The 2978-nt window shown below is 62.8% G+C and carries 2 protein-coding genes; both read left to right on the top strand.

Annotated features, from left to right (window positions below):
- Positions 1-1712: sulfatase-like hydrolase/transferase (locus tag I6U14_RS00135; protein ID WP_296895866.1), on the top strand; the 1712-nt coding region annotated here is incomplete at its 5' end.
- A gap of 317 nt (positions 1713-2029) precedes the next feature.
- Positions 2030-2978: sulfatase-like hydrolase/transferase (locus tag I6U14_RS00130; protein ID WP_296895864.1), on the top strand; the 949-nt coding region annotated here is incomplete at its 3' end.

The raw sequence follows: 2978 nt of genomic DNA, 5'->3' as shown, positions 1-2978 counted from the left end.
TCTCGCCGCCCCACGTGGAGAACTACGAGGACTACCACCTCACCGAAGACATGGCGGACAAGGCCATCACCTGGATGCGGCGCCACCTGGCGGTGAACCCGGATCGACCCTTTCTGATGTACTGGGCGCCGGGCGCGGTACACGGGCCCCATCACGTGGCAACGGAGTGGGCCGATAAGTACAAGGGCCAGTTCGACGACGGCTGGGATGCTTACCAGCAGCGTACCTTCGAGCGGCAGAAGGCGATGGGCTGGATCCCCGCGGACACACAACTGGCGCCGCGCCCCGAAGGTATGCCGGCCTGGGACGATATCCCCGATGACGAAAAGGCCTTCCAGGCGCGGCTGATGGAGGTGTACGCCGGCTTCCTCGAGCACACGGACGTGCAGGTCGGCAAACTGATTGACGAGCTCGACGCGCGCGGCATCCGCGATAACACCCTGGTCATTTATATCTTGGGTGACAATGGCGCCTCGGCCGAGGGAATGGAGGGAACGGTCGCCGAGTTGAATGCGCAGAACGGCATTCCCTCCACCGTGGATGAACACATCGCCGTGGTGGATCAGCTGGGTGGACTCGATGCGATTGGCGGGCCCAGGATGGACAACATGTACCACTCCGCCTGGGCCTGGGCCGGTGACAGCCCCTTCCGCTACACCAAGCTCATCGCCGCGGACTGGGGCGGTACGCGCACACCGATGGTGATTTCCTGGCCGAAGCGCATTCAGCCTGACGATACGCCGCGGTCTCAGTTCACCCATGTCAATGATGTGGTGCCGACCCTTTACGACATCCTCGACATCACCCCACCGAAGGTGGTCGATGGTCACGAGCAGGATCCCCTCGACGGCGTGAGCTTCGCCAGCACCTTTGCTTCGGCCGATGCGCCCGAGGTGAAGACGACCCAGTACTTCGACATCATGGGCAGCCGCGGTATCTATCACGACGGCTGGATGGCCAGCACCTTCGGGCCGCGCACGCCGTGGGTCGCTGCGATGCCGGATCTCGCCAACTGGGACCCCGCACAGGATGAGTGGCAGTTGTTCGACACCCGCAGCGACTACTCGCTGATGAACGATCTTGCGGCCGAGCGGCCCGAGAAACTGGACGAACTCAAAAAGCTGTACCTGGAGGAGGCCGAGGCGAACAAGGCGCTGCCTGTCGGAGGCGGTCTCTACGCCGTGCTCAATCCCGCAGAAATGAAGAGTAGCTCCAACACCGAGTGGACAATGTTCGATGGGATGACCCGCATTCCCGAGAGTCAGGCGCCGAACGTGCGCAATGGCAATCTACGGGTCGAGATCGAGGCCGAGGTGCCCAAGAACGTTAACGGCGTGCTCTTCGCCATGGGTGGCTATGCCGGCGGTGTGAGTCTCTATGCGCTGGATGGAGAGCTCTATTACGAATACAGCGCTCTGCTCCTCAAGCGTGACAAGATAAAGGTCGGCGCCTTGCCCGCCGGTGACGTCACGATCGTCTACGAGATGAAGACGCCGATGGAGCGGGCCGCGCCTGCGGAGCTCAAGTTCTGGATCAACGGCAAAGAAGCGACCACTGGCACGCTGCAGCGCACGGTGCCTGGCGGCTTCACGGCATCCGAGACTTTCGACGTGGGCATGGACATCGGTTCGCCGGTCGCGGACGACTATTTTGACAAGGCGCCATTCGAGTTCGAAGGCACTTTGAAAAAACTCTATTTCAAGTACCTCTAAGTGCAGTAATTTCTGCCAGGGGCTGAAGTCGGAGCGTGTTTTCGATTGCGCGCCTGGTGCCGGTAGAAACATCAATCGTTCGGGAGGGTTCAGTAATGCGGATTGCGGATGCCAGCACCAGGAAAAAAGGCGTTTCTATTGCCACGCTCACGGGGGGCATGGCTTTAACGCTGCTCCTAGCCGGCTGTGATCAGCCAGATCCGGGCGCTGATACGGCGAGCTCGCAACCCGCTGCCGCCGATCCAGGCGTCGCCGCGGCCCCGGGTGAGGTCCTCCCGTTCCCCGCGCCGCCTATGGGCGGCTCCGTGGCCCCGACCATGCAGGAGTCCGTGCACAAGTGGCGCGAAACGCCCAGCTACCTGCCGGACGACGCCCCGAATATCCTCATCGTCATGCTCGACGACGTGGGTTTCGGCCAGGCGGGCACCTTCGGCGGTGATATCAACACGCCGACCCTTTCGCGCCTCGCCGAAGAGGGGATCGCCTATAACCGCTTCCACACCACGGCCCAGTGTTCACCCACCCGGGCGGCCCTGCAGACCGGCCGCAACCACCACCGGGTCGGCGCTGGTCAGATCTCCGAGTTCGCCAACGACTGGGACGGATACACGGGCGTTATCCCGAAGTCGTCGGCAACCCTCGCCGAGGTGCTCAGCGACTATGGCTACGCGACCGCAGCCTTCGGCAAGGAACACAACACGCCGATCGACCAGCTGGCCAACGGCCCCTACGACCGTATGCCGACGGGCCGGGGCTTTGATTACTTCTACGGGTTCATGGCCGGTGAGACCTCCCAGTGGGAGCCGGCGCTGTGGGAAAACACCAACCCGATCTCGCCACCCCATGTGGAGAATCACGAGGACTACCACCTCACGGAAGACCTGGCGGACAAGGCGATCACCTGGATGCGGCGTCACCTCGCCGTCAATCCGGATCGTCCCTTCCTGATGTACTGGGCGCCGGGCGCGGTGCATGGCCCGCATCATGTCGCCAGTGAGTGGGCAGACAAGTACAAGGGCAAGTTCGATGACGGCTGGGACGCTTCCCATCAGCGCACCTACGAGCGCCAGAAGGCCATGGGTTGGATCCCCGAGGATTCGGTGAAAGCGCCGCGACCGGACACCATGCCGGCCTGGGAGGATATCCCCGACGACGAAAAGCCGTTCCAGGCACGCCTGATGGAAGTGTTTGCAGGTTTCCTGGAGCATACGGACGTGCAGGTCGGCAAGCTCATTGACGAGCTCGAGGCCCGCGGCGTTCGCGACA

It is taken from the genome of Thiohalocapsa sp., from assembly GCF_019695415.1.
Lineage (GTDB): Bacteria > Pseudomonadota > Gammaproteobacteria > Chromatiales > Chromatiaceae > Thiohalocapsa.
This window is presented reverse-complemented; position numbering and strand designations above follow the sequence as displayed.